The following is a 21,704-nucleotide window of genomic DNA, read 5'->3' on the forward strand; positions in this document are numbered from 1 at the left end:
TGAAGATACATTAGGATTTATGCTTACACCACGTGGGGGTATATAGCAATAGAAACGATTATACTTTTGGTATGATCCTTCTTTTCGAAAAATATATACCCCTACCCAGTATTGGAGGAGAAGCAAATGGCAACAGAAGCAAAAACGTTACAAATTACTGGTATGACTTGTGCTGCGTGTGCGAATCGCATTGAAAAAGGACTCTCAAAAATAGAGGGTGTCGAGAAAGCAAACGTCAACTTTGCAATGGAAAACTCAACAATCGTTTTCGACCCTGCTAAAACGAATGTCAATGAGTTTAAGGCAAGAGTTGAAAAACTCGGTTACAGTGTCGTTCAAGAAAAAGTAGCTTTTGACATTTCGGGTATGACCTGTGCGGCATGTGCGACGAAAATCGAAAAACGCATTGGTAAGATGGATGGTGTTTCCAATGCAAGTGTCAACTTTGCGTTAGAAACGATAGCAGTTGAATATGATAGCAAACAAGTTGAAACAACAGAGATGATTACTGCAGTTAAGAAAATGGGCTATGAATTAATTCCAAAACAAGATAGCAAAGACAAGATGGATCACAAAGAACAAGAAATCAAAAAGCAAGAGAAAAAGTTCATCTTTTCACTCGTTTTGACGATTCCATTACTATGGACAATGGTGGCGCATTTTGAGTTTTTATCATTTATTTACATGCCACATATACTAATGAACCCATGGGTACAGCTTGCATTTGCGACGCCTGTTCAATTTATCGTTGGCGCACAGTTTTATAAAGGTGCTTTTAATTCACTACGCAATAAAAGTGCCAATATGGACGTATTGGTTGCCCTGGGTACGAGCGCGGCATACTTCTATAGCCTATATTTATCGATTGAATGGATGAATAATGGGAAAGTCGGAAGTCCAGAGCTATATTTTGAAGCGTCCGCTGTTATTATTACATTAATCGTTCTTGGTAAGTTATTTGAAGTTCGTGCAAAAGGAAAAACGAGTCAGGCGATTCAAAAGTTGCTAGGTTTACAAGCTAAAACAGCAAGAGTTCTAAGAGACGGCATTGAAATTGAACTGCCGATTGAAGAAGTTATCGCAGGAGATACAATTCTTGTGAAGCCAGGTGAAAAGATTCCAGTGGATGGCGAAATTATTGAAGGACGTTCAGCTATCGATGAATCAATGATTACAGGAGAAAGTATTCCAGTGGATAAAGTTGCTGGTGATAAAGTCATAGGTGCAACAATCAATAAGAATGGTTCATTGCAAATCAAAGCGACAAAAGTTGGAAAAGATACAGCATTGGCGCAAATTGTGAAAGTAGTGGAGGAAGCACAAGGATCGAAAGCTGATATCCAACGTTTAGCAGACAGAATTTCTGGTATTTTTGTACCGGTTGTTGTCGTTATTGCGGTTGCAACGTTCCTTACATGGTTTTTCATAGTAACACCAGGCGATTTCCGTTCGGCATTGATTCCAACAATCTCGATTCTAGTTATTGCTTGTCCATGTGCGCTAGGTCTGGCAACGCCGACATCGATTATGGCAGGGTCAGGTAGAGCAGCTGAAATGGGCTTACTATTTAAAGGCGGCGAACATTTGGAAAATACCCGCTCAATTGACACTGTCGTGTTGGATAAAACAGGAACAGTGACAAAAGGTCAACCTGCATTGACAGATATTACAGTGACAGCAGGCTTTACAGAAGATGAAGTCTTGCAATTAGTTGCAACAGCTGAAAATCAATCTGAACATCCATTGGCACAAGCCATTGTTTTGGGTGTCAAAGAGAAAGGGTTATCGTTACTTGATGTGACTGATTTTGAAGCGTTACCAGGGTATGGTATCCGGGCAAATGTTAGTGGTAGAGAAGTATTAGTCGGTACTAGAAAATTGATGAACGAGTATAAGATTGCTATTTTAGACTCGAGTGCTGCTATGGAAATGCTCGAAAGTGAAGGGAAAACAGCGATGCTGATCGCTGTGGATCATAAACTTGCAGGTGTCGTGGCAGTCGCAGATACAGTGAAAGAATCGTCGAAGGAAGCCATTACCAGAATGCAGGCATTGGGTCTGGAAGTCATTATGTTGACAGGCGATAACCAACGAACTGCGGAAGCAATTGCTCGTCAAGTCGGGCTATCTCATGTAATTGCAGAAGTATTACCAGAACAAAAGAGCGATGAAATTAAAAAATTACAAGAACAAGGTAAGAAAGTGGCTATGGTTGGGGACGGTATTAATGATGCGCCAGCACTCGCGATAGCGAATATCGGAATGGCTGTCGGAACAGGTACAGACATTGCGATTGAGGCGGCAGATATTACACTGATGCGTGGAGATTTAAATAGTGTAGCTGATGCAATTATTATGAGTCGCAAAACGATGCGTAATATTAAGCAAAACCTATTCTTCGCATTCTTCTACAATACAATCGGTATCCCTATTGCGGCAATTGGTTTATTAGCCCCATGGGTTGCGGGTGCAGCGATGGCTTTCAGTTCGGTGTCTGTTGTTTTGAATGCATTGCGTTTGCAAAAAGTTAAACTGTAAATGAAATGAAGCCATGCGGGAATTCTGCATGGCTTTCGTTTTATACAAAGGGGGATTTTAGTGTGAAAAAAGTGCAACTAGAGTTGTATACTAGACCTACTTGTTCAGATTGCCAAGATGCGAAAGCTTATCTTGCTGAGCATCATATTGCGTATATTGATTATGATTTATCGAAAGATCCTGCAAAGGAACAAGAACTTATTAAATTATCAGGCGCAAGAATGGTACCCACTTTTGTTTTTAAAGGTAAATCACTAGTTGGTTTGATGAGCAAACGAAAAGTCCTAATCGGCTTTGAGCAGAACTTTGATGAAATAGTTGGAATACTAAGGGACAATAAGTCATAAGATTTTTCCATGATTGTAGATTGTAGCTGACATCGAACAAGAATTAGCATAGACTGATAACAACAGGGGAGTGGGGATTAGTTTGCTAATAAAACCAAATAAATTACAACCAGGAGATAAAATCGCGACAGTAAGTCCTTCTTGGGGAGGGGCAGGTGATTTAGAACTTAGATGGCGTTATGACCAAGGGGTAAAGAGAGTAGAAAGTATTTTTGGCCTTGAAGTCGTTCCAATGCCGAATAGTTTGAAAGGATCGAATTACCTTTATGACAATCCAGAGGCTCGTGCAGAGGATCTGATGACGGCATTTAAGGATAAGGAAATTAAAGGAATATTTGCGAATATTGGCGGAGAGGATAGTATACGTTTACTGCCTTATATCGATTTTGACATAATTCGTAAAAACCCAAAAATATTCATGGGCTATTCAGATGTTACGATTACTCATCTGTTTTGCCATAAAGCAGGAATATCCTCTTTTTATGGTCCAGCGATTTTAACTGATTTCGCCGAAAATGTTGAGATGAATTCCTATACAGTAGAAATGTTGAAGCGAATACTCTTTTCGGATGAAGTTATTGGTGAAATTAAATCCGCTAAGAGTTGGACGAGTGAGCGTTTGGAATGGCATAAAAGGAATATGAATCGCAGGCGAACCATGCAGAAGAATGGTGGATATGAAGTACTTCAAGGAAAAGGAGTTATACAAGGAAAATTAATCGGTGGGTGTATTGAAGTACTAGAGTTCGCAAAAGGTACAGAAATTTGGCCAAAACAGAAGTATTGGAAGGACTGCATTATTTTCTTTGAAACTTCTGAGGAAAAGCCAGAACCTAATCAAATAAAATATTGGCTTCGCAATTATGCTGCACAGGGCATTTTACAAATGGCAAATGGAATCATCTTCGGAAAACCACAGGACGAGAAGTATTATGAATCATATAAAGAAGTAATTCGACAGGTTATGAAGGAGTACGGCTTGGAGAGATTACCGATTCTCTATAATTTGAATTTCGGCCATACTGAACCAAAGTTTGTTTTACCATATGGTTCGATGGCAGAGATAAATTGTGATAAGGGGACTTTCTCGATTTTAGAGAGCGGAGTAGAATAATGTTATCAGTACTCATAATTGGTTTGGGAAAGAAAATTAACTGCTTAGTAATAGTTGAACAAAATTCTGTGACTGAATTAATAATTAAACACGCTGAGCAAACGTAAATCACGTTGCTGAGCGTGTTTTAATTTTCAGTAAGAAACGTAGTATCCGTATGTTGGATAGTTATATGGTTGATATCCATAAGGCTACCACTAAAGCATTACCGTTTTTTTTCAGTGTCTGGTGTGATTGTCATAGAGGTTGTCTATACCGCGTCATATCATAATATACAAGCTATTCTTGTTGCCGTGATGATTGGATTATCAGCTAGCGTTTACTATTCTGGCAGCAAGGCTTTAACTGAGAAAGAAGGTGAAAACATGGCCTATGCCATCATTAATAACTACATTCCTGTATCGCTCTATCCACTCAAAGCAACGTACCCAATGACACCGGAATACATCACAATTCACAATACGGCCAATGATGCAACTGCATTAAACGAGATTGCGTATATGACTCGAAACTTGGTCGCAACATCATACCATGTCGCGATTGATGACAAACACGTAGTACTCGCCATCCCGTTTGACCGTAGTGGATGGCATGCCGGAGACGGGAACGGTAGTGGAAATCGTAAATCTATCGGGATTGAAATCTGTTACTCAAAATCTGGCGGTGAAAGGTATAAGAATGCTGAAGCAAACGCGATTGAATATGTAGCCCACTTACTCAAGCAATACGATTGGGGCATTGATCGTGTGAAATGGCATCGTGATTGGAGCGGAAAAGAATGTCCGCACCGTATTATAGACGAAGGACGTACGACGGCCGTTCGTAATGCTATTGCAAAACGCTTGGAAGAGTTAAAAGCACCTAAACCAATTCCACCAAAGGAGGATGTACGTATGTTTAATCCGAGCTCGGCAACACTTAAAGTTGCCTTCGAGCAATACCTAACAGATGCAATTAAAGAAGGATTGATTTCAGATAAATGGCTAACAGACTTTAAGTCAGGGAAGTTGTCACTTGATGATGCACTTGCACTCAAAGTTATAATCGACCAACGTAATAAATAAAGATATGTGATAACACTTCTGTTGATTAATCATTTAATTGCATAAAATACTGGTGAATAGGGCTTGGGATAATCCATGTTAACTGGATCATTTCCGGTTCGCTTTCGGCGAAATAATCATGACAGGTTTAAGGAGGAATTGCAATTCATTCCTCCATCGGGGGGGCAAGTGTGGCTAGAAGTGACTCAATCACTTCTAGCCACACTTTTTAGGGAGGAATTGTAGTTCATTCCTCCTTAGTATTACTGTTGCGAATAGTTGCCTGTCGACTTCCTACAATGTTCAAGTGGAAAATACAGTTTGAAAGAAAATAATAGATGACTTTCTATAGCTATTGTAAGTGTCCGAAGATATCGGGCACTCTAGTACTTTATACTATGTGATCCTTGCATACTTTTAGCAAAGATTATGATTCTAATCATGTGATGCCTTATAAAAAGTGACACTTCTTTAAACTAAATAAGAAAAAACCATAGAGAAAGTATCAGCCGCCAAAATTCCATCTTTGGCGGCTTTCCTCTAGGTAAGAAGCCAGCTATTCTTTCGTCCCAAAAAACTTTAGCACTCTGTGCGCTCATGCATTTGGAGCGCGACGGATGAAGGACAACGATACAATTACCGAAAAAAATGTGTAGGGATGCGACAAAGTCGCATCCCTACACATCCAGACTTCTCGGTAATCGTAATAGAAGGCATTCAATCCAAAGCGATTCAAAAGTGTAACTATACAAGAAGTTCCCAGACTGAGAGTAACTTATTTTCTGGGTAATATTGGTTAATAAATAGACGTGAAGTGTTAACAAAGCAAAAGGCGCACATTTCGAAATAATAATGATTGTTTATACTAGACAGTTCGTCCAATCATTATGCGCACTATTCCATACTATAAGTAGAAGGCTGGCCAGCTTTAAAAATCAATAAAGGGGGGAAAGTATATGTGTTTTGAAAATAGAAGGCGTCGAGTAGAATTGATTTGTGAGTGTCGGGAAGTAAGATGTGATCGTAATCGCCATGACCGAAATCATCATGACTGTAACCGTCATGACCGAAATCGTAATGATAGGTCGAGATGTCGATGTAACGAGTGTAATCGCAGAGAATCTAATCGTAGAAAATGCAACTTCGGTTGGTAAAAGTATGGAAATTTAGGTAGTAAAGTAGCGAAAGTCTTGCAACCAGCAAGACAAATATAATTAAGGTGGCCATTTAGTTGTGGAGTGACCCCCAAAAGTTAGACAGGTTATTTTATTAGGCAGCTTGTAAGGCCTGAACTCGGTATTGCACCGGGCTCAGGCCTTTTTTTTGCCTTTATTCAATTGTGAACACGGTACTTGATATAATTTGCTAATTCTTCTTGAAAATGAGGAACAGTTCTAAATTGTGTAAAAAGAGAGGTAATTGCATCGGATTAACTCCAAAAGTTTATTTAATTGGGTTACAATGGTAAATATGGACTGTATATACGAGTGGGGTATGTATAGGAAGAGAGTGCCAAATCTAGATTATCAGTAGTAGTAAGTGTTTTTATGATTATATTTCGTGAAGATAAAAGAGGAATCCACGATATTTTAGGTGGTACATAGGTGGCTTCAGTTACAAATGGCGAGTAGTGGTGTGAAAATAGAATTGAAGGATGTGTTGATTATCAAAGCGATTATTTTTGATTTTGATGGGACAATAGCGAATACCTTACCAATTTGTTATTATGCTTTTCAGTGTGTCTTCAAGGAGTTTGATAATAAAAATCTTTCTAATGAAGAAATAAAAGCAATGTTTGGCCCGTCAGAAACCGGGATTATTCGAGAGAACCTATCCAATAGTAACAAGGATGCAGCCATTGAGTTGTACTATGCGAAGTACTCTGAACGCCATAGTCAATTTGTTACACCACATAAGGAAATTGATGATCTTATTAAGCGCATAAAAGAACAAGGACTCAAAATCGGCATCTTTACGGGAAAGGCAAAAAGAAGTTTAGATATATCCCTAAAAGCTCTGCAGATGGAAGGGCTGTTTGATGTCATCATAACAGGGGATGATGTGAACGAACCAAAGCCACATCCGGAAGGGTTATTGAAAGCTTTATCCCTTTTAAGTGTGGGAAAAAGTGAAGCACTATTTATTGGAGATAGTGATGCAGATATAGATGCTGGTATTCGAGCGAACGTATATACAGTGGGAGTCCAATGGTTGCCAGATTGTCATTCAATGGAATTTACGATTGAACCTAATTCAATCTTCAAAAGTGTAACCGAATTCATTGATTCTATGGGAATTGGTGAGACTTATGAGTACTAAATGGTTGGAATGGGCAAAGAGAATACAAGCATTATCTCAATCGGGATTGACCTTTTCAAAAGACATTTATGATATCGAGCGTTATGAAGAATTACGCATGATTAGTGCAGAAATCATGGCAGAGCACACAGGGTTAGAAATGAGTAAAATCAAGGATTTATTCATGAATGAAACGGGTTATCAAACCCCTAAAGTGGATGTTCGTGGGGTTGTATTTAAAGACGATACAATGTTAATGGTGAAAGAAAAGATGGATAATAGATGGTCTTTACCTGGTGGATTTTGCGATATAGGTTTGTCGCCTTCTGAAAATATAATAAAGGAAATAAAAGAAGAATCTGGCTATGACGTGGTTCCTATGAAATTTCTCGCTTTGTTCGATAAAAACAAACATCCGCATCCTCCACAACCACATCATTATTATAAAATTTTTATTCAGTGTGAAATCGTTGGAGGAATGCCGTCTACTGGAATCGAAACGAGTGCTATACAGTTTTTCTCTGAACATAATATACCTGACCTTTCTGCTGATCGGGTGATAGAGTCTCAAATTAAAACACTTTTTGAATTTTCAAGGGACCCTGATAAAGAGACACTTTTTGATTGACTAGGGAGATTGATAGACTTGAAAATCAATGAAAAAAGAGTTATGAAACTTTTAGAGCTTACTTTTTTCACTATCAGTGGATTAAATTTACTAATAGCAGGGATAGGCTTAATCATCATGATATTGTTTACTATTGCTTATTTATCGCAATGATGGAGTGATTTCAGGCGGAGGTAGATTATATCGCAAATTTGTAAAACTCTTTCTTCTGAGTTTTTAGGATAATCCATTTTATTAGTTGTCAGTTCACTATTTTTTATTGGTTTATACATGGGGATTCAGTTAGATATATTTGGATAATCAATGGACCTTCTCCGTTTAGTGATTTTGAAAGTGTTACTTACCAATTATGGCGGGGAATGGTAGTTGAGAATAACTAAATGTCAATTTGAAAAAATCAAATGATATAAGGGGCTGGTTAGTACATAATGAATCACTCTGTAAAAAGTGTAATCAGAAAGGTTTTAGCCTTCACTCTTTTTATAGTCTTTGTGGGTTGTTTTTCGTATCTTGCTGTTTACAAGCTTTCACTTTTACCGAATGGCTATGAGATTGTTTCACAGGAAAAAGAAAAAGTGACCATAAAATCATTTAATATAACCGGGTGGGAAAAGGATACTATAATCTTATCACTTTCTAAAAATGATTTGTGGAAGATTGAAGAGTTAAATTATGCAGTTAAGAGGCAGAAAGAATCTCTTTGGTTTCTATTTACTGCAAGTAGCTTTTCGATCTTCATTCTTATTTTAAAGTTGCGAGAGGGAAAGAAATTTTGGCATGCAATCTGGGAGAGTCGCATTGTTTTCGCTACACTGTTTCCATTATTTATCGTCGTGAACTCTTTAAGTAGAATTCATGATTTAATTTCTTGATATCACAACTAATGTCTTTTTGAATAATACAAGTAAAATTCTTTAACAACGCTAATTATAAGATGTAGTCGAAAATAGGGCAGATAATTGAGTTCGAACTAGCAGTTATCTATTTTTGAGATGAATGAACAGATAAATGGTGAAGGGGAATATAGGATGAAAATTAACCAGCAAGAATTTAATGTTAATGGGACGACCTACATAATTAGATCCGCAATACATAAAGATGCACAGATTTTGTCTGATATTAGATTACAGATTGATGAAGAGACTCAAAACCTTGACAGAGAAAAAGGCGAGGCATTCATAGATGTACATGGTTTTGAACAATTAATAAAAACGGATACAGAAAATAAAAGGAACCTTTTTTTAGTTGCTGTAGTTCAAGACCGGATTGTCGGATTTTCAAGATGTGAAGGTAATCAATTGAAACGATTTGCTCATAAAGTAGAATTTGGTGTCTGTGTTTTAAAAGATTATTGGGGCTATGGCATTGGCAAGAATCTTTTAAAAGAGTGCATTGCTTGGGCTGATTCAAACGAAATTAAAAAAATCACTTTAAATGTTCTTGAAACAAATGAAAAAGCGATAAACCTTTATAACAATTTTGGTTTTAAAACCGAAGGCATTCTTGAAAATGACAAAATCCTTTCTGACGGACAATATTACAATACCGTAGTTATGGGAAGATTTTATGCATGATGACTTGTGCACTGTTGGTGATTTGTCGTAAAAAACAGAATGAAAAAACTATACTGTTCAAGTACACTATTATGTGCTTGTCATCATACTTTCCTAATTTATTGCAAGATTCATAATTCTTACAGCGAGCTTCTTCTTATCGGTGCAGCTTCTATTTATACGGTCCAGTTCGTTAGCAATATTGGAATGTCTCTCGGATACTTTCCGATGACCTCTATGTCTTTACCGTTCATTAGTTATGGATTAATGCCAATCCTGTTGAATTCCTATTTAATTGGGGTTGTGTTGAGTGTCTATCGACGAAAAGATTTGACGTCGAGTATTTTTAGTCAAATAGAAAGTAGCTAAAGTTAGCTACTTACGAACTAGTTCGATGAGAATAAAAGACGCGTTTTTATAACTTGAACGTTAGCTCGAATAGTAGACACTTATTATAAAAGTGACTAATTATTCGAGTTTTGCGTTCCATTATTTATTGCAAAATGAGTAGCTTCAAGACTGCGCCCCTAGCTCACGGGAGCGTGCCTCCGCTTTTCCAATACAAGCCGCAATCGTCTCTTTGAACTTTCCGTTCTCCAAAGCATTCAATCCGGCCTCCGTTGTTCCACCTGGGCTTGTCACGTTGTTCCGCAATTCCGCTGGCTCCGTACCTGTTTCTTTCAACATGGCAGCCGCTCCTTCAAGCGTTTGGATGATAAGTGCGCGCGCTATGTCTTTTGAAAGACCTTTACCAATTGCCGCTTCCTCAAGTGCTTCTGCTAAATAATAGACATAGGCTGGGCCGCTGCCGGAAAGAGCAGTGACCGCATGTAAGTCATCTTCTTCCACTTCTTTCACCATTCCGATGGACTCTAGCAGGCTGAGGATATGTTTTTTTAACTCTTTGCTAATCGCTTGATTCCACGCAATACCACTCGCAGATTTACCAATTGTAGCGGAGGTATTTGGCATGGAGCGTGCGATAGGTCTTGCACCAAGACCATTTTCGATTGTCTGAATTGAAACGCCTGCAATCACTGACAAAACTGCTGTTTTATCATCTAAATAGGGAAGTGTATCAGCCATAGCCTGGTGAATATCCTTTGGTTTCGTCGCAAGAACGATGAGATCCGCATTTTTCAGCGCTTCTTTTTCCTTGCAGACAATCGATATACCGTATTTATTGTGTAATGAAGTTAGTCTTTCATCATCTGATCTGTTCATGACGAAAACATTTTGAGGTACTACTGCACCTTGTTCCACAATTCCTGCAATAACAGCTTCTGCCATAGAACCCGCGCCTATAAATACAATCGTTTTCATTCAAATTACCCCTCTCATTCCATTAATAAAGCGTAAGCACGTGTGCAGAGGCTTAAGACCCGAGCCTCTAGGCGCTGAAGTCTAGACGCGAAAAAATGCGCTCTCGTCCCTATTAAATAAGGACGAAAACGCATGTTTCCGCGGTACCACCTAAATTTACCAGCATAAAGCCGGTACATCTCGTTCTTTCTTAACGCGAAAGGCACGCCTGTGTTTCCACAGCAGCTCAGAAGGAGGTTCGAAGCGGGAGAGGGATGTGGCTTTCATCCGATGACCACATTTTCTGTTCTCCATTTCCGCAACTATTTGTCTTCGTCAACGCCTATATGTACTTGAATTAGACCGATTATTGCATGTAGACCAAAAAAAGTCAACTATCTGTTTTATTATCGAACCAATAATGCTACTCGTATCATAGGAAGCAATTGTGCCCAACAGTTCTTTTAAGAAAACAAGTGGATTAGATACCCGATACGAATAAATACCATAGCCACGTAATCGAATGACACCAAATTCTGCATCGCGCATCATGATTGGATTAGATGTACCCCATTTTTGATTGATGAACTGCTTACTATTCACAAAATAGACTTCCGCTTTGAAAGGGGAGTTGAATCCATACTTCCATGATTTCAGTTTCGTTAAAATCGACATGTTTTGTGTGTAGAATAGATGACGTCCTGGCCCAAATACATCTGCAATTTCACCTTCATTAACGGAAATGGGTACTTGCGATTCCCGAACTGTTAATTTTGCCCCCATTTTGATTTCATTGTTTTGAACAGGAAACCTGTAAACCATTGTATTTGCAATCTGATCAGTCCATTCAATGACTTCGGTAAATTGACTTTTAAAAAATCCGAATAAACCCATGCTTAAGCTCTCCTAGTAGTTCTATATCTTGGTAACTAAATTTGAGTATAGGTACTATTATTATACCATTTTAAAACCTCATGATAGAGAATTGATACAAAAGGTGACGCTTTACAATAAAAAAGGTACAATGTAATGAATAATCATTCATATTCATAAAGGGGATTTTCCATATGATACAGAAAATTATTATTCCAACACCTTTCGCAGTCGGCGATGTCAACGCATTTCTTATTAAAGGAGATACACTGTCACTTGTCGATGCTGGGCCTAAAACCCCTGAAGCATATGAAGCTTTGAAACGAGGCATCAAGAGTGCCGGTTATACATTTAACGATATCGAACAAGTCATTTTAACACATCATCATCCTGATCATGCTGGCTGGATTGATGCGTTTGATAACGCTAAAATTCTTGGTCATGTGTACAACGATTTATGGCTGAAGAGGGATGAAGCATTTTTTCGCTATCATGATACGTTTTATCTCGATCGCCTTATCGAAGAAGGCGTACCTGAACAGTACCTTATATGGGTTAAGAAGATGAAACGATCTGTGGATCTTATGGGCGAACGTCCGTTAGATGGGATACTTGCAGAGGGGGATATGCTTCCGGGGCATCCTGGATGGGCTATTATGGAAACACCAGGACACGCACAGAGTCATATCGTGTTATGGGATGAAAAAAATAAGACGATGATTGGTGGAGACTTAGTGCTTGAAAAAGTGTCTTCAAACCCATTAATCGAGCCGCCACTTGATCCTGCGCAAGGACGCCAGCATTCTTTACTGCAATACAACGAATCGTTGAAACGTCTTCTTACTTTACCAGTAGACATTATATATACTGGGCATGGCAATGAAGTACGCAATGCTCACGAACTTATTGAAAGTCGATTGGTGAAACAGCGCGAACGGGCATTGAAGGTGCTTGCGATGATGGACAATGGCTCACGGACAATTTTTGAATTGACACGAGAACTGTTCCCAGCTGTCTATGAAAAAGAACTAGGTCTTACTCTCTCTGAAACGATTGGGCAAACAGATTACCTTGTAGATAAAGGTCTAGCTCGTGAAACACGCGATGAACGTGGAGTCCTACATTATGAACAAGCATAAATCGATTGTCATAACAGGCGCGACTAGCGGGGTTGGATACGCACTGACGAAACGGCTGTTGGCTGAAGGCTACGAAGTGTGGGCGACGGGCAGGGCACTTGCTGTTTTAGAGGAGCTGCATCTTGAAGGTGCGCATACGATTGTTGCAGACTTATCGAAAAGAGAAGACGTCGAGCAATTGATGACTAAGATCGGTTCACCCGATATCGTCATCTTTTCAGCGGGCGTTGGCTCATTCGATTTCGCGCATGAAACGTCTGATGAAGCGATACAAAGCATGATGACTGTAAACGTCATCGCACCTATGCAGCTTACTAAACTACTATTGCCGAGCATGATGAAGCGGCGCAGCGGCCATTTAATTTTCCTCGGTTCCCAAGCTGGAAAAGTGGCAACACCCAAGGCTTCTATATATGCTGCCTCTAAGCATGCCATTATCGGTTATACGAACGCGCTTCGTATGGAAGTGGCAGCATTCGACATCAATGTGACAACTATTAACCCAGGTCCGATTGACACACCCTTTCTCGATCTCGCAGATGAAACAGGTACTTATCGTACATCACTTGGCAGGCATTTATTGACTGTGGAAACCGTGGTCGATGCAGTGGTTAAAACAATAGGGAAACCGGTTCGCGATGTGAATTTACCTTGGTATATGGGTGTCACGAGTAGAATGCACGCAATCGCGCCAACACTTGTCGAGCGGTTAGGGCGCAAGTATTTTATGAAGAAATAAAAAGAAAATATTTTTAAAAATGCCGGTGTGGACAAACCGGTTTTTTGCTTTGAGAGAGAATGGGAACAAAAAATGGTTCAGTTCATTTTTAAAAGTGTACATATATCTGATATATGAAACCTCGCTAGTGCACATACAAACAAATCGCTCGCTAATTGTATATTCTTCTGCATATGATACATTCCCGTACGAGGTATTATTTAGCAGCATTTAAGAACAAATGTTTAGTTGATAACTTAAGGAAGGGAAGGTCTTTGAAAGAAGGAGAAACATCGCGACCGAAAATAGTATTGATATATGTACTGGCGAGGTGTATGATTATTTAAAATATTAGGGGTTGTGTGATTATGAAGTTGCCTTCGTTTCAACATGCTGTTGGATTTAGTGTTGCTGATGCCCTATGCTTGTTCTTGTTAAGCACTACTCTTGAACGAGAAAATTATTCAAAAGCACTCCATGAACACTTCAACTTAGTTTTCCCAGGACGTTCCGTTTCCTATGAGTATGTCGCACGTACTGCTAACACATTAGAAAATAACGGCTTTCTTCTCTCTAGAACAGAAGGTCGCAAAAAAATATTTAGAATTACGGAAAAAGGAAAATCTCGTCTTCAGGAATACAAAAATATCTATGCGCTTCGGTTTAATGAAGTTTCGACTGTCATTGATCGGTTCTATAGCTTTTTAACCCAAAATGGACCGCTACCACAGGCTGTTATTGAGCCACTACACAAAGACTTTAGGTCGTTTATTTCAAAGTTACTATCTGTAAAAGATGTTGTTCGATTTATGGCATTGCGACTTAGCTTAAATCGTAGATCTTTTCACATGGCCGAGGTTCAGGAGCAATTGAATATTTTGTTTGGTTGGTCTCCGTCAAATGGCTATTTGTATAATATAGCGCGCGAAATGGAAGAAACCAACTTATTGGTTGGATTCTGGCCGGATGAAAGAAGGACTGTTCGTAAATTATACAAAACGGATGAAAGTGAGCAATTCTACATAATCGTATCAGCTTCATTGACTGAACGGATCACTCAAGTCCGTAGTTACTTACACTATATTATAAAAATGGTTTAAATCACACATATAGTTATCGTATTTGTAATAGTCATATTGCCATTTAGACATAAAAAATAATCCAACTATGTGTGAACAGATCAATTAGAATGGATTATTTATAAGTTTGATTGTTAGAATTTAGAGTTAATTTAAAACGAGTAATAGTGTATTGTGATAGAGTACTGGTTATGATTTATCTGAAAATTTAATCTCGGGAAGGATGTTTAATTTGAGTAGTGTCGATTTAAAAGCACGGTCGCCGTGGTCAACCTTAAATCAAGTTCAAAGCGTAAGCCTCTCTCCACCTGAAGCACAATCCATTAACGGTGAAGTTAGCATACCAGGGAGTAAAAGTCTCACAAACAGGGCGTTAATACTGGCGTCTTTAGCTAACGGGACCACAACCTTATCCGGAATTTTAAAAAGTGATGATTCATATTGGTGTATTGATGCACTCAATAACCTTGGCATCAAGACCGAACTAAAGGGAGATACAATTACGGTATATGGTAATAATGCAGTTTGGCCAAATGAAAATGCGAATTTATACGTAGGTGCTGCAGGCACTATTGCCCGTTTTCTTCCTGGTGCACTAGCAGTTTCAAAAAACGGGAGTTGGGTTATAGAGGCAAGTAACAGTATGAGTGAACGTCCTATAAAACCTTTAATCGATGCGCTTACCAAAATGGGCGCACAGATCGATTATCTAGATAAAGACGGCTATTTCCCTCTCCGAATAACGGCCAACGAACTCACTGGAGGTTCCGTCAGTATATCTGGCAAACTTTCAAGTCAATTTATAAGTGGCGTGCTACTCGCAAGTCCATATGCAAAAAAAGACGTAACCGTAACTATCCCGGATCACATTGTTCAGCCAGACTACGTTGAAATTACTTTAAATCTAATGGAGAAATTCGGAGTAAAAGCACAATTCACTGAAGACCTTAGGGAAATCATTATTCCTAAATCCGAATACAAGGCCTGTGATCTCAAGTTAGAGGCTGATGCTTCAACTGCAAGTTATTTTTTGGCCTTAGCTGCTATTACAAATGGTCGTGTGAAGATTACTAATCTTTCTTCTAAAAATAGCCAACCTGATATAAATATGATTAATATCTATGAAAAAATGGGATGTACTGTTACCAGAGGGAATGACTTTATTGAGTTAGTCGGAACACCGACGTTGAAGGGTGGGTTTGAAATTAGCATGCTCGATATGTCAGATCAGACGCTGACGTTGGCTGCGATTGCCCCATTTGCAACGGGTCCAATTACAATACGAGATGTTGAACATATTCGCTATCATGAATCCGACCGAATTAGCGCTATTTGTACAGAATTACAAAAACTTGGTATCAAGGTAAAAGAGTATAAAGATGGCCTAACTGTTTATCCTGGAACGCCACATGCTGCAACGTTGGATTCCTATGACGATCATCGAGTGGCGATGTCGTTAGCATTGATTGGCGCGAAGGTTCCAGGCATCGTCATTAATGATCCCGGCTGCGTATCAAAGACTTGTCCAACCTATTTTGACTTACTGCGTCAACTGGGTGTAGGTGTTGAGTATCACTCACTAAATTGAAAGTAGAGAATAACAATACAACCCACCATCTTTACTTCGAAGAAATGATTTACTGTAATAGTAAGACGGATGGAGGAACACATTTATGCGTCAAGAAGTAGATCGCGCAATTGAATTACGTATAGAAGGTAAGCACAAGGAATCGAACGAAATACTGTTAACTTTGGTGAAAGTTTATCCAGAGGATTCATTCATCAACTATCAATGTGCGTGGAGTTTTGATGTATTAGGGGAAGAATCACAAGCAGTACCTTTTTATGAAAAGGCTATCCAACTAGGACTACCTGAACAAGAATTAGAGGGAGCTTTTATAGGATTAGGAAGCACCTATCGAACATTGGGATATTACGAAAAGTCTAAAAAAATATTTCTAAAAGCAATGGAGCAGTTTCCAGACAATCGAGCCATCCAAGTGTTCTACTCGATGACACTATATAATTTAAAAGAGCATGATGGAGCCATGGAGTTACTACTTAAATGCTTAACTGATACGACAGTAGATCAAGAGATTTTAAGTTATAAGAAAGCAGTTGGTTTTTATTCCGATAAATTAGATCACGTTTGGAGTTAATCGTGTCCATCAAAGGAATTATATCGGTATTTTTTAAGGATCTTCGTGATTTTGAATAGGGGATGAAGTAGTTGTATGAAGACATAGCTGAAAATGAATTAAAGGTATTAAAAGTCATTGCTGAAACGTTAAATCGTTCGAATGACTTAAATAACATGCTTCAATCTGTACTTATTGAATTATTAAAAGTAACTGGGTTGGCAACAGGATGGATATTTCTTGTTGATGAAAAGCCCCGATATAGTCTTGTGGCAAGTGCAAATTTACCCGCTGCACTGTCATTTGAAAATAACAAACGGATGCGTAAGGGTACATGTTTTTGTTTAAATGAATATTGGGATGGAAAGCTGACTGAACCAGTTAATATGATAGAATGCAAATGCAAACGTTTGGAGAATGCCGTGAAGTATTCGTGGGGAGATACGAATGGGATTTCCCATCATGCGACGATTCCTTTATCGGCTGGAACAGAAAGGTTTGGCATTTTAAACGTTGCATCTCCGGGAAAGAAACAATTTTCTAAGGGAGAACTAACCTTACTTCAATCGGTGGCTTATCAAATAGGAACGGCAATAAAAAGAACTCAATTATATCATTCTCAAAAGAACCGCGCAGAAAGTTTTGAGAAACTGGATGAAGTGATTCGCTTTATTTGGGGAATTTCTGATGTACAAGAGCTACCGGGAAAAGTAGTAGAAGCTAGCGAGAAAGTATTTCAATGGCCAGTGATTGCTTTTTATATGAAAGAAGGTAGTGGGCTACGGTTACATGCCCTTAATAAAGAACTAAAAACAGATACTAGTATTCGAGTTTCAAGCAGTTCCAATAATGATATTAGTAAGGCTTATTTTGAACAAAAAATTATTAAAAATAAGTCAGCCCATCACCAGCTTCTTGCGCTGGGACTCCCAGGGCAAGAGGCGTCTATTGCGATACCATTGTTAACTTTGGGGGAAGTGCAACGAGGGGTTCTCTTTGTTGCTGGAAAAAAGGAAACGATTTTATCGGATAGTGAAATAGAAGTGTTGAAAGCGCTATCCGACCATATTTCTTTAGCTATGGAAAGTATTCTAGTTAATGAAAAACGACAAGAATTGTTATTGTATGAGGAACGTAATAGGCTTGCACGGGATTTACACGATTCTGTAAACCAGAAACTATTTTCATTGTCTTTAACAAGCAGTGGTGTGAAGGCAATGATTCTAAAAGACGATACACTTCTAAGAGAAGCCATGAACGATATTCAGCAGCTTTCTCAGGATGCATTAAAAGAAATGAAATCACTTATCTGGCAACTTCGTCCAGCCGGAGTAGAAATGGGTTTAATTGCAGGTTTGAAAAAATACGGAAATAACCTTGGATTAGCTGTGTCCGGTTATGTTGAAGGCGTACACAATTTGTCTCGGGCAATCGAAGAAACACTTTGGCGTATTGGTCAGGAAGCCTTAAACAATATAAAAAAGCATGCTGATACACGTCAAGTGTTCCTCAGATTACATACAACTAATGATGGTGTTTTTTTTGAAGTTTCAGATCAAGGGAATGGTTTTCATCTTGATAAGCTATTCAACGAAAAATGGTCACTTGGCCTTATTAGTATGAGGGAACGTGCAGAATTGGCAGGAGGATCATTGGAAATTCAAAGCAGTCCTGGTGAAGGAACGACATTAAACATTATCATCCCTTGGCTGGACAAAGAAGGAAGTGATTGCCATGGCTATTAAAGTTTTACTAGTTGATAATCATCTTGTTGTGTTGCAAGGATTGCGCTTTTTTCTAAATACCCAAAACGACATTGAAATAGTTGGAGAGGCGAATAATGGACTAAAGGCACTTGAGGAAGTTGGTAAATTAAAACCTGACGTTGTTTTAATGGATCTGATGATGCCTATCATGGATGGAATTGAAGCAACGAAACAAATTAAATCAACATACCCGGATGTAAAAGTAATTGTTTTAACAAGCTATTTCGATCAAGATCATGTACTTCCTGCACTTAGGGCAGGTGCAATTGGTTACCAACTGAAAGACATTGAACCTGATGAATTGGTCGAAGCTATTCGCGCAGCATACCAAGGTCTAACTCGACTTCATCCCATAGCAACAAATTTGTTGTTGGCAAGTATATCCACTAATGGTCAACCAACAGATTCAGAGACCAGAATAGCAGAACTCACAAAGCGTGAAATAGATGTTTTGAATCAAATTACGCTTGGAAATAATAATAAAAAAATTGCTTTGGAATTGAACATAACAGAAAAAACAGTGAAAACACATGTGAGTAACATATTAAGTAAACTTGACCTAAATGATCGAACACAAGCTGCTATTTTCGCGATAAAAAACTGTATTTTTGATAATTAAGAATAGTTTCATACGAAAGTCGTAGAACCCCTACATTAATAGTAGGGGTATTTTGCTGCCATTATTCATTCAAAATCCCGAAGACTGCGGGGGCTATCTAGCTGTATCATTAATCTTGAGACTAAGATAAAACAAGGGAGGAACTAAACCATGGATTTTAATGGATATGTTGTTAGTTACGAAGTAGAGACACGGAAAAAACAAGTAGATGCAATTGCTGATAGGAATAGAAAATGTGGAAAGCCTGCAATCTCCAATAATAATCAGACGGCAAAAAAAAGCCTGCGTTTCAATCTATTTACCCAAAAAATCAGGATTGATTGTTGTAATTGCGATTTTTAAATCTAAGTGATTGTTCTAGTATGTTGGAAATAATTAGCGATTTTGCAAAGTTAAAAACAAATTCTAAGGAGGAGTTACGATTAAATGGAAATAAAATTAGTCGTTTTGAGAACCAATAAGTTAATGGAAATGAAAAAATTCTATGTTGACACTTTAGGATTCTCTTTAATTAAAGAAGATATGGTTAGCTTTCGAATAGCTGTTGGCACAAGTGAGTTAGAGTTTACCACAAATGAAACAGAAGGTAACCCCTTCTATCACTTCGCCTTTAACATTCCAGCTAATAAATTTACAGAAGCAAAATCGTGGACAAAAGAAAGAGTAATTCTAACGGTTGAAGATGATAAGGATGAAGTTCAATTTCTTCAATCACATGCACTATATTTCTATGACCCTGCTGGCAATATCGTAGAGTTTATATCAAGACATTTAGTATCCAAAGACAGTTTGATACCTTTTTCAATCAATAGTATAGCCAATATAAGCGAAATTAGTTTAATTGTAAATGACTCAATAGATGCAAGTAAACAGCTGAAGAGAATTGGAGTTACTGAACATGAAAATAGTGAAATAAGCAAGGAACAGCTTAATTTTATGGGAGAGAAAGAAAAAGGGGTATTCCTATTATTAACTGAGCCTGGGAGGAAGTGGTTGTTTTCTGATAAACTGTCTACGATTCATCCACTTGAAATTATATTAATAAACAACCACAAAATTGTCATCGATTCGGATAATGAGTTACAGATTTATCCGAACGATAAGGCTACAAATATGTATTGATTACCTTTTATGCTGAGTAGAGGAAAATTATGGTGACTGAATATTTATAAAGTGTAGATTTGTTGATACAATTAATGAAATAAGAATTATACTGAAAGGATTGGGATTATGGGAAATCAATGGCCAGCAGAAATGCAAGTTGCACAAGTTCGAGTGGCACGTCCTACGGATCAGTTAAGAGAGGTTGAAGAGTTCTATTGTGAAGGAATTGGTCTACGTAAAGTGGGTTCATTTGAAGGACATGAGGGATATGATGGTTTAATGATTGGGCTTCCTAATACGACCTATCATTTAGAATTTACACAACATATTGATGGCAGTCCATGTCCGGTCCCTACGAAAGATAATTTGCTAGTTTTATATATTCCGGATAGTAGGACTATAGAAGAAATCGCAAATAGGCTGAAATCTATGGGATATGATTCAGTACCTCCTGAAAATCCATATTGGGCAAAATTAGGGATAACCATAGAAGACCCGGACGGTTGGAGAATTGTCTTAATGAACACGCCTGGCATAGCGTAAAATAATAAAGACTAATTTGATTGTATTTGGAGTTCTCAGTGAATTAATGTATATACAGTAGGGTTAATTTAACTGGAGGCTTCACAAGTCATTAATACATCAGGCCCCCTTACTTCTCGCATTAATGGAGCTAACAAACTTTTATAGGTCTAAAGCAATCGAATGGTATTTTAATAAAGATTGCATGTAGTCAGTGTATCCATCAGAGAATATACTTGATATTTTTAGAATTAATCATTTAAACAATCGTATGTATTGAGAATAAGTATAAATGGGAGTGTCAGTAGTGAGACCGAAGCTTACAAAAAACAGTAATGTTCAAGAGTTTAAAGACTTTTACTGGTTGAAAGAAGAGCTACAATTATATTGTAGGGAGAATGGAATAAGTTCAACTGGGTCTAAGATGGAAATTTCAGATAGAATTGAACTATTTCTTCGAACAGGAGAGATAACAAAACCATTGAGAAATTCAAAAGTTAAGAAGATACTTTACACGCAAAATGAATTGAACCTTGAAACATTCATTACGGAAAATCATCGTTGCAGTCAAAACGTAAGAGCCTTTTTCAAGATAGCGATTAATTCTAAATTTCACTTTTCCACTTATATTCAAAACTATATTAAGAAAAATGTAGGAAAGACTTATCGTGATGTTGTAATTGCTTGGTATGAAGAAGAAGATCGAAAGAAAGCCCCATCGTATAAGAAAAAAATCGGACCTCAATTTGAATACAATCAATTTACGAGTGATTTTTTCGCAGACTCTAAAAATAAGGGTAAAAGTCGTCAAGAAGCAATTGATGCCTGGAATCACCTTAAAAAGCTTCCTGGGAGTAACAAATATACATCTGACAAATAGCCGCTTTTTAGCTCTTATGAGTATTTGGTTCTATAAGAAAAAT

At 38.1% G+C, this 21,704-nt stretch carries 24 protein-coding genes and 1 other annotated feature; of the genes, 22 read left to right on the forward strand and 2 right to left on the reverse strand.

Annotated features, from left to right (window positions below; translation table 11 throughout):
* Positions 1 to 111 precede the first annotated feature (111 nt).
* From FQ087_RS05235 to FQ087_RS05280, 11 genes are all read left to right on the forward strand, one after another.
* Positions 112 to 2,538 carry a heavy metal translocating P-type ATPase gene (locus tag FQ087_RS05235; protein ID WP_370456031.1) on the forward strand — a complete coding sequence of 809 codons (2,427 nt, stop codon included), beginning with the start codon at positions 112 to 114 and terminating at the stop codon, positions 2,536 to 2,538.
* Positions 2,539 to 2,600: 62 nt separating this feature from the next.
* Positions 2,601 to 2,885 (forward strand): glutaredoxin family protein, encoded by a 285-nt coding sequence (locus tag FQ087_RS05240; protein WP_188006639.1) that lies wholly within the window; start codon positions 2,601 to 2,603, stop codon positions 2,883 to 2,885.
* Positions 2,886 to 2,967: 82 nt separating this feature from the next.
* Positions 2,968 to 3,999 (forward strand): S66 family peptidase, encoded by a 1,032-nt coding sequence (locus FQ087_RS05245; protein ID WP_149579465.1) that lies wholly within the window; start codon positions 2,968 to 2,970, stop codon positions 3,997 to 3,999.
* Between the two features lie 176 nt (positions 4,000 to 4,175).
* The gene (locus FQ087_RS23305; protein ID WP_370456032.1) at positions 4,176 to 5,063 is read left to right on the forward strand and encodes a peptidoglycan recognition protein family protein; all 888 of its coding nucleotides are present in this window, start codon (positions 4,176 to 4,178) and stop codon (positions 5,061 to 5,063) included.
* A gap of 996 nt (positions 5,064 to 6,059) precedes the next feature.
* The gene (locus FQ087_RS22355; RefSeq protein ID WP_188006640.1) at positions 6,060 to 6,212 is read left to right on the forward strand and encodes a hypothetical protein; all 153 of its coding nucleotides are present in this window, start codon (positions 6,060 to 6,062) and stop codon (positions 6,210 to 6,212) included.
* A 450-nt stretch (positions 6,213 to 6,662) separates the two neighbouring features.
* The gene (locus tag FQ087_RS05260; RefSeq protein ID WP_370456033.1) at positions 6,663 to 7,361 is read left to right on the forward strand and encodes an HAD family hydrolase; all 699 of its coding nucleotides are present in this window, start codon (positions 6,663 to 6,665) and stop codon (positions 7,359 to 7,361) included.
* Positions 7,351 to 7,968, forward strand: a complete 618-nt coding sequence (locus tag FQ087_RS05265; protein ID WP_149579466.1) for an NUDIX hydrolase — start codon at positions 7,351 to 7,353, stop codon at positions 7,966 to 7,968. The genes FQ087_RS05260 and FQ087_RS05265 overlap by 11 nt, the downstream gene beginning before the upstream one ends.
* An 18-nt stretch (positions 7,969 to 7,986) precedes the next feature.
* Positions 7,987 to 8,121, forward strand: a complete 135-nt coding sequence (locus tag FQ087_RS22885) for a hypothetical protein (RefSeq protein ID WP_255452149.1) — start codon at positions 7,987 to 7,989, stop codon at positions 8,119 to 8,121.
* 275 nt (positions 8,122 to 8,396) lie between these two features.
* Positions 8,397 to 8,840 carry a hypothetical protein gene (locus tag FQ087_RS05270; RefSeq protein WP_149579467.1) on the forward strand — a complete coding sequence of 148 codons (444 nt, stop codon included), beginning with the start codon at positions 8,397 to 8,399 and terminating at the stop codon, positions 8,838 to 8,840.
* Positions 8,841 to 8,996: 156 nt separating this feature from the next.
* Positions 8,997 to 9,542, forward strand: a complete 546-nt coding sequence (locus FQ087_RS05275) for a GNAT family N-acetyltransferase (RefSeq protein ID WP_149579468.1) — start codon at positions 8,997 to 8,999, stop codon at positions 9,540 to 9,542.
* A gap of 39 nt (positions 9,543 to 9,581) precedes the next feature.
* Complete coding sequence (locus tag FQ087_RS05280; protein WP_149579469.1) at positions 9,582 to 9,890, forward strand: FtsW/RodA/SpoVE family cell cycle protein; 309 nt, start codon at positions 9,582 to 9,584, stop codon at positions 9,888 to 9,890.
* Between the two features lie 144 nt (positions 9,891 to 10,034).
* Here the strand turns inward: FQ087_RS05280 and proC are convergent, their stop codons facing one another.
* Both proC and FQ087_RS05290 read right to left on the reverse strand, forming a co-directional pair.
* Complete coding sequence (proC, locus tag FQ087_RS05285; RefSeq protein ID WP_149579470.1) at positions 10,035 to 10,844, reverse strand: pyrroline-5-carboxylate reductase; 810 nt, start codon at positions 10,842 to 10,844, stop codon at positions 10,035 to 10,037.
* Positions 10,845 to 10,959: 115 nt separating this feature from the next.
* Positions 10,960 to 11,172: a binding site (T-box leader), on the reverse strand.
* On the reverse strand, positions 11,160 to 11,717 hold the full coding sequence (locus FQ087_RS05290; protein ID WP_149579471.1) for an SPFH domain-containing protein: 558 nt from the start codon (positions 11,715 to 11,717) through the stop codon (positions 11,160 to 11,162). (Overlaps the previous feature by 13 nt.)
* 173 nt (positions 11,718 to 11,890) lie before the next feature.
* On the opposite strand from FQ087_RS05290, the gene FQ087_RS05295 reads away from it, so the two are divergent.
* The 11 genes from FQ087_RS05295 (at position 11,891) to FQ087_RS05345 (ending at position 21,661) form a co-directional block, all read left to right on the forward strand.
* Complete coding sequence (locus FQ087_RS05295) at positions 11,891 to 12,835, forward strand: MBL fold metallo-hydrolase (protein WP_149579472.1); 945 nt, start codon at positions 11,891 to 11,893, stop codon at positions 12,833 to 12,835.
* Positions 12,822 to 13,574: an SDR family NAD(P)-dependent oxidoreductase gene (locus tag FQ087_RS05300; RefSeq protein ID WP_188006641.1), complete on the forward strand. Its 753-nt coding sequence runs from the start codon at positions 12,822 to 12,824 to the stop codon at positions 13,572 to 13,574. The genes FQ087_RS05295 and FQ087_RS05300 overlap by 14 nt, the downstream gene beginning before the upstream one ends.
* 347 nt (positions 13,575 to 13,921) lie before the next feature.
* Complete coding sequence (locus FQ087_RS05305) at positions 13,922 to 14,653, forward strand: helix-turn-helix transcriptional regulator (RefSeq protein ID WP_149579473.1); 732 nt, start codon at positions 13,922 to 13,924, stop codon at positions 14,651 to 14,653.
* 211 nt (positions 14,654 to 14,864) lie between these two features.
* Positions 14,865 to 16,220 (forward strand): 3-phosphoshikimate 1-carboxyvinyltransferase, encoded by a 1,356-nt coding sequence (gene aroA / locus FQ087_RS05310; protein WP_255452150.1) that lies wholly within the window; start codon positions 14,865 to 14,867, stop codon positions 16,218 to 16,220.
* Between the two features lie 85 nt (positions 16,221 to 16,305).
* A complete protein-coding gene (locus FQ087_RS05315) occupies positions 16,306 to 16,791 on the forward strand; it encodes a tetratricopeptide repeat protein (RefSeq protein ID WP_149579475.1) in 486 nt (161 codons plus the stop codon).
* Positions 16,792 to 16,862: 71 nt separating this feature from the next.
* The gene (locus FQ087_RS05320) at positions 16,863 to 18,515 is read left to right on the forward strand and encodes a GAF domain-containing sensor histidine kinase (RefSeq protein WP_149579476.1); all 1,653 of its coding nucleotides are present in this window, start codon (positions 16,863 to 16,865) and stop codon (positions 18,513 to 18,515) included.
* On the forward strand, positions 18,505 to 19,155 hold the full coding sequence (locus FQ087_RS05325; RefSeq protein WP_149579477.1) for a response regulator: 651 nt from the start codon (positions 18,505 to 18,507) through the stop codon (positions 19,153 to 19,155). Before FQ087_RS05320 ends, FQ087_RS05325 begins: the two co-directional genes overlap by 11 nt.
* A 150-nt stretch (positions 19,156 to 19,305) precedes the next feature.
* Positions 19,306 to 19,497, forward strand: a complete 192-nt coding sequence (locus FQ087_RS05330) for a hypothetical protein (RefSeq protein ID WP_149579478.1) — start codon at positions 19,306 to 19,308, stop codon at positions 19,495 to 19,497.
* A gap of 84 nt (positions 19,498 to 19,581) precedes the next feature.
* Positions 19,582 to 20,277 carry a VOC family protein gene (locus tag FQ087_RS05335; protein ID WP_149579479.1) on the forward strand — a complete coding sequence of 232 codons (696 nt, stop codon included), beginning with the start codon at positions 19,582 to 19,584 and terminating at the stop codon, positions 20,275 to 20,277.
* 108 nt (positions 20,278 to 20,385) lie between these two features.
* The gene (locus tag FQ087_RS05340; RefSeq protein WP_149579480.1) at positions 20,386 to 20,802 is read left to right on the forward strand and encodes a VOC family protein; all 417 of its coding nucleotides are present in this window, start codon (positions 20,386 to 20,388) and stop codon (positions 20,800 to 20,802) included.
* Between the two features lie 286 nt (positions 20,803 to 21,088).
* Positions 21,089 to 21,661, forward strand: a complete 573-nt coding sequence (locus tag FQ087_RS05345) for a DUF6434 domain-containing protein (RefSeq protein WP_149579481.1) — start codon at positions 21,089 to 21,091, stop codon at positions 21,659 to 21,661.
* Positions 21,662 to 21,704 lie beyond the last annotated feature (43 nt).

It is taken from the genome of Sporosarcina sp. ANT_H38 (assembly GCF_008369195.1).
Classification (GTDB): Bacteria; Bacillota; Bacilli; order Bacillales_A; family Planococcaceae; genus Sporosarcina.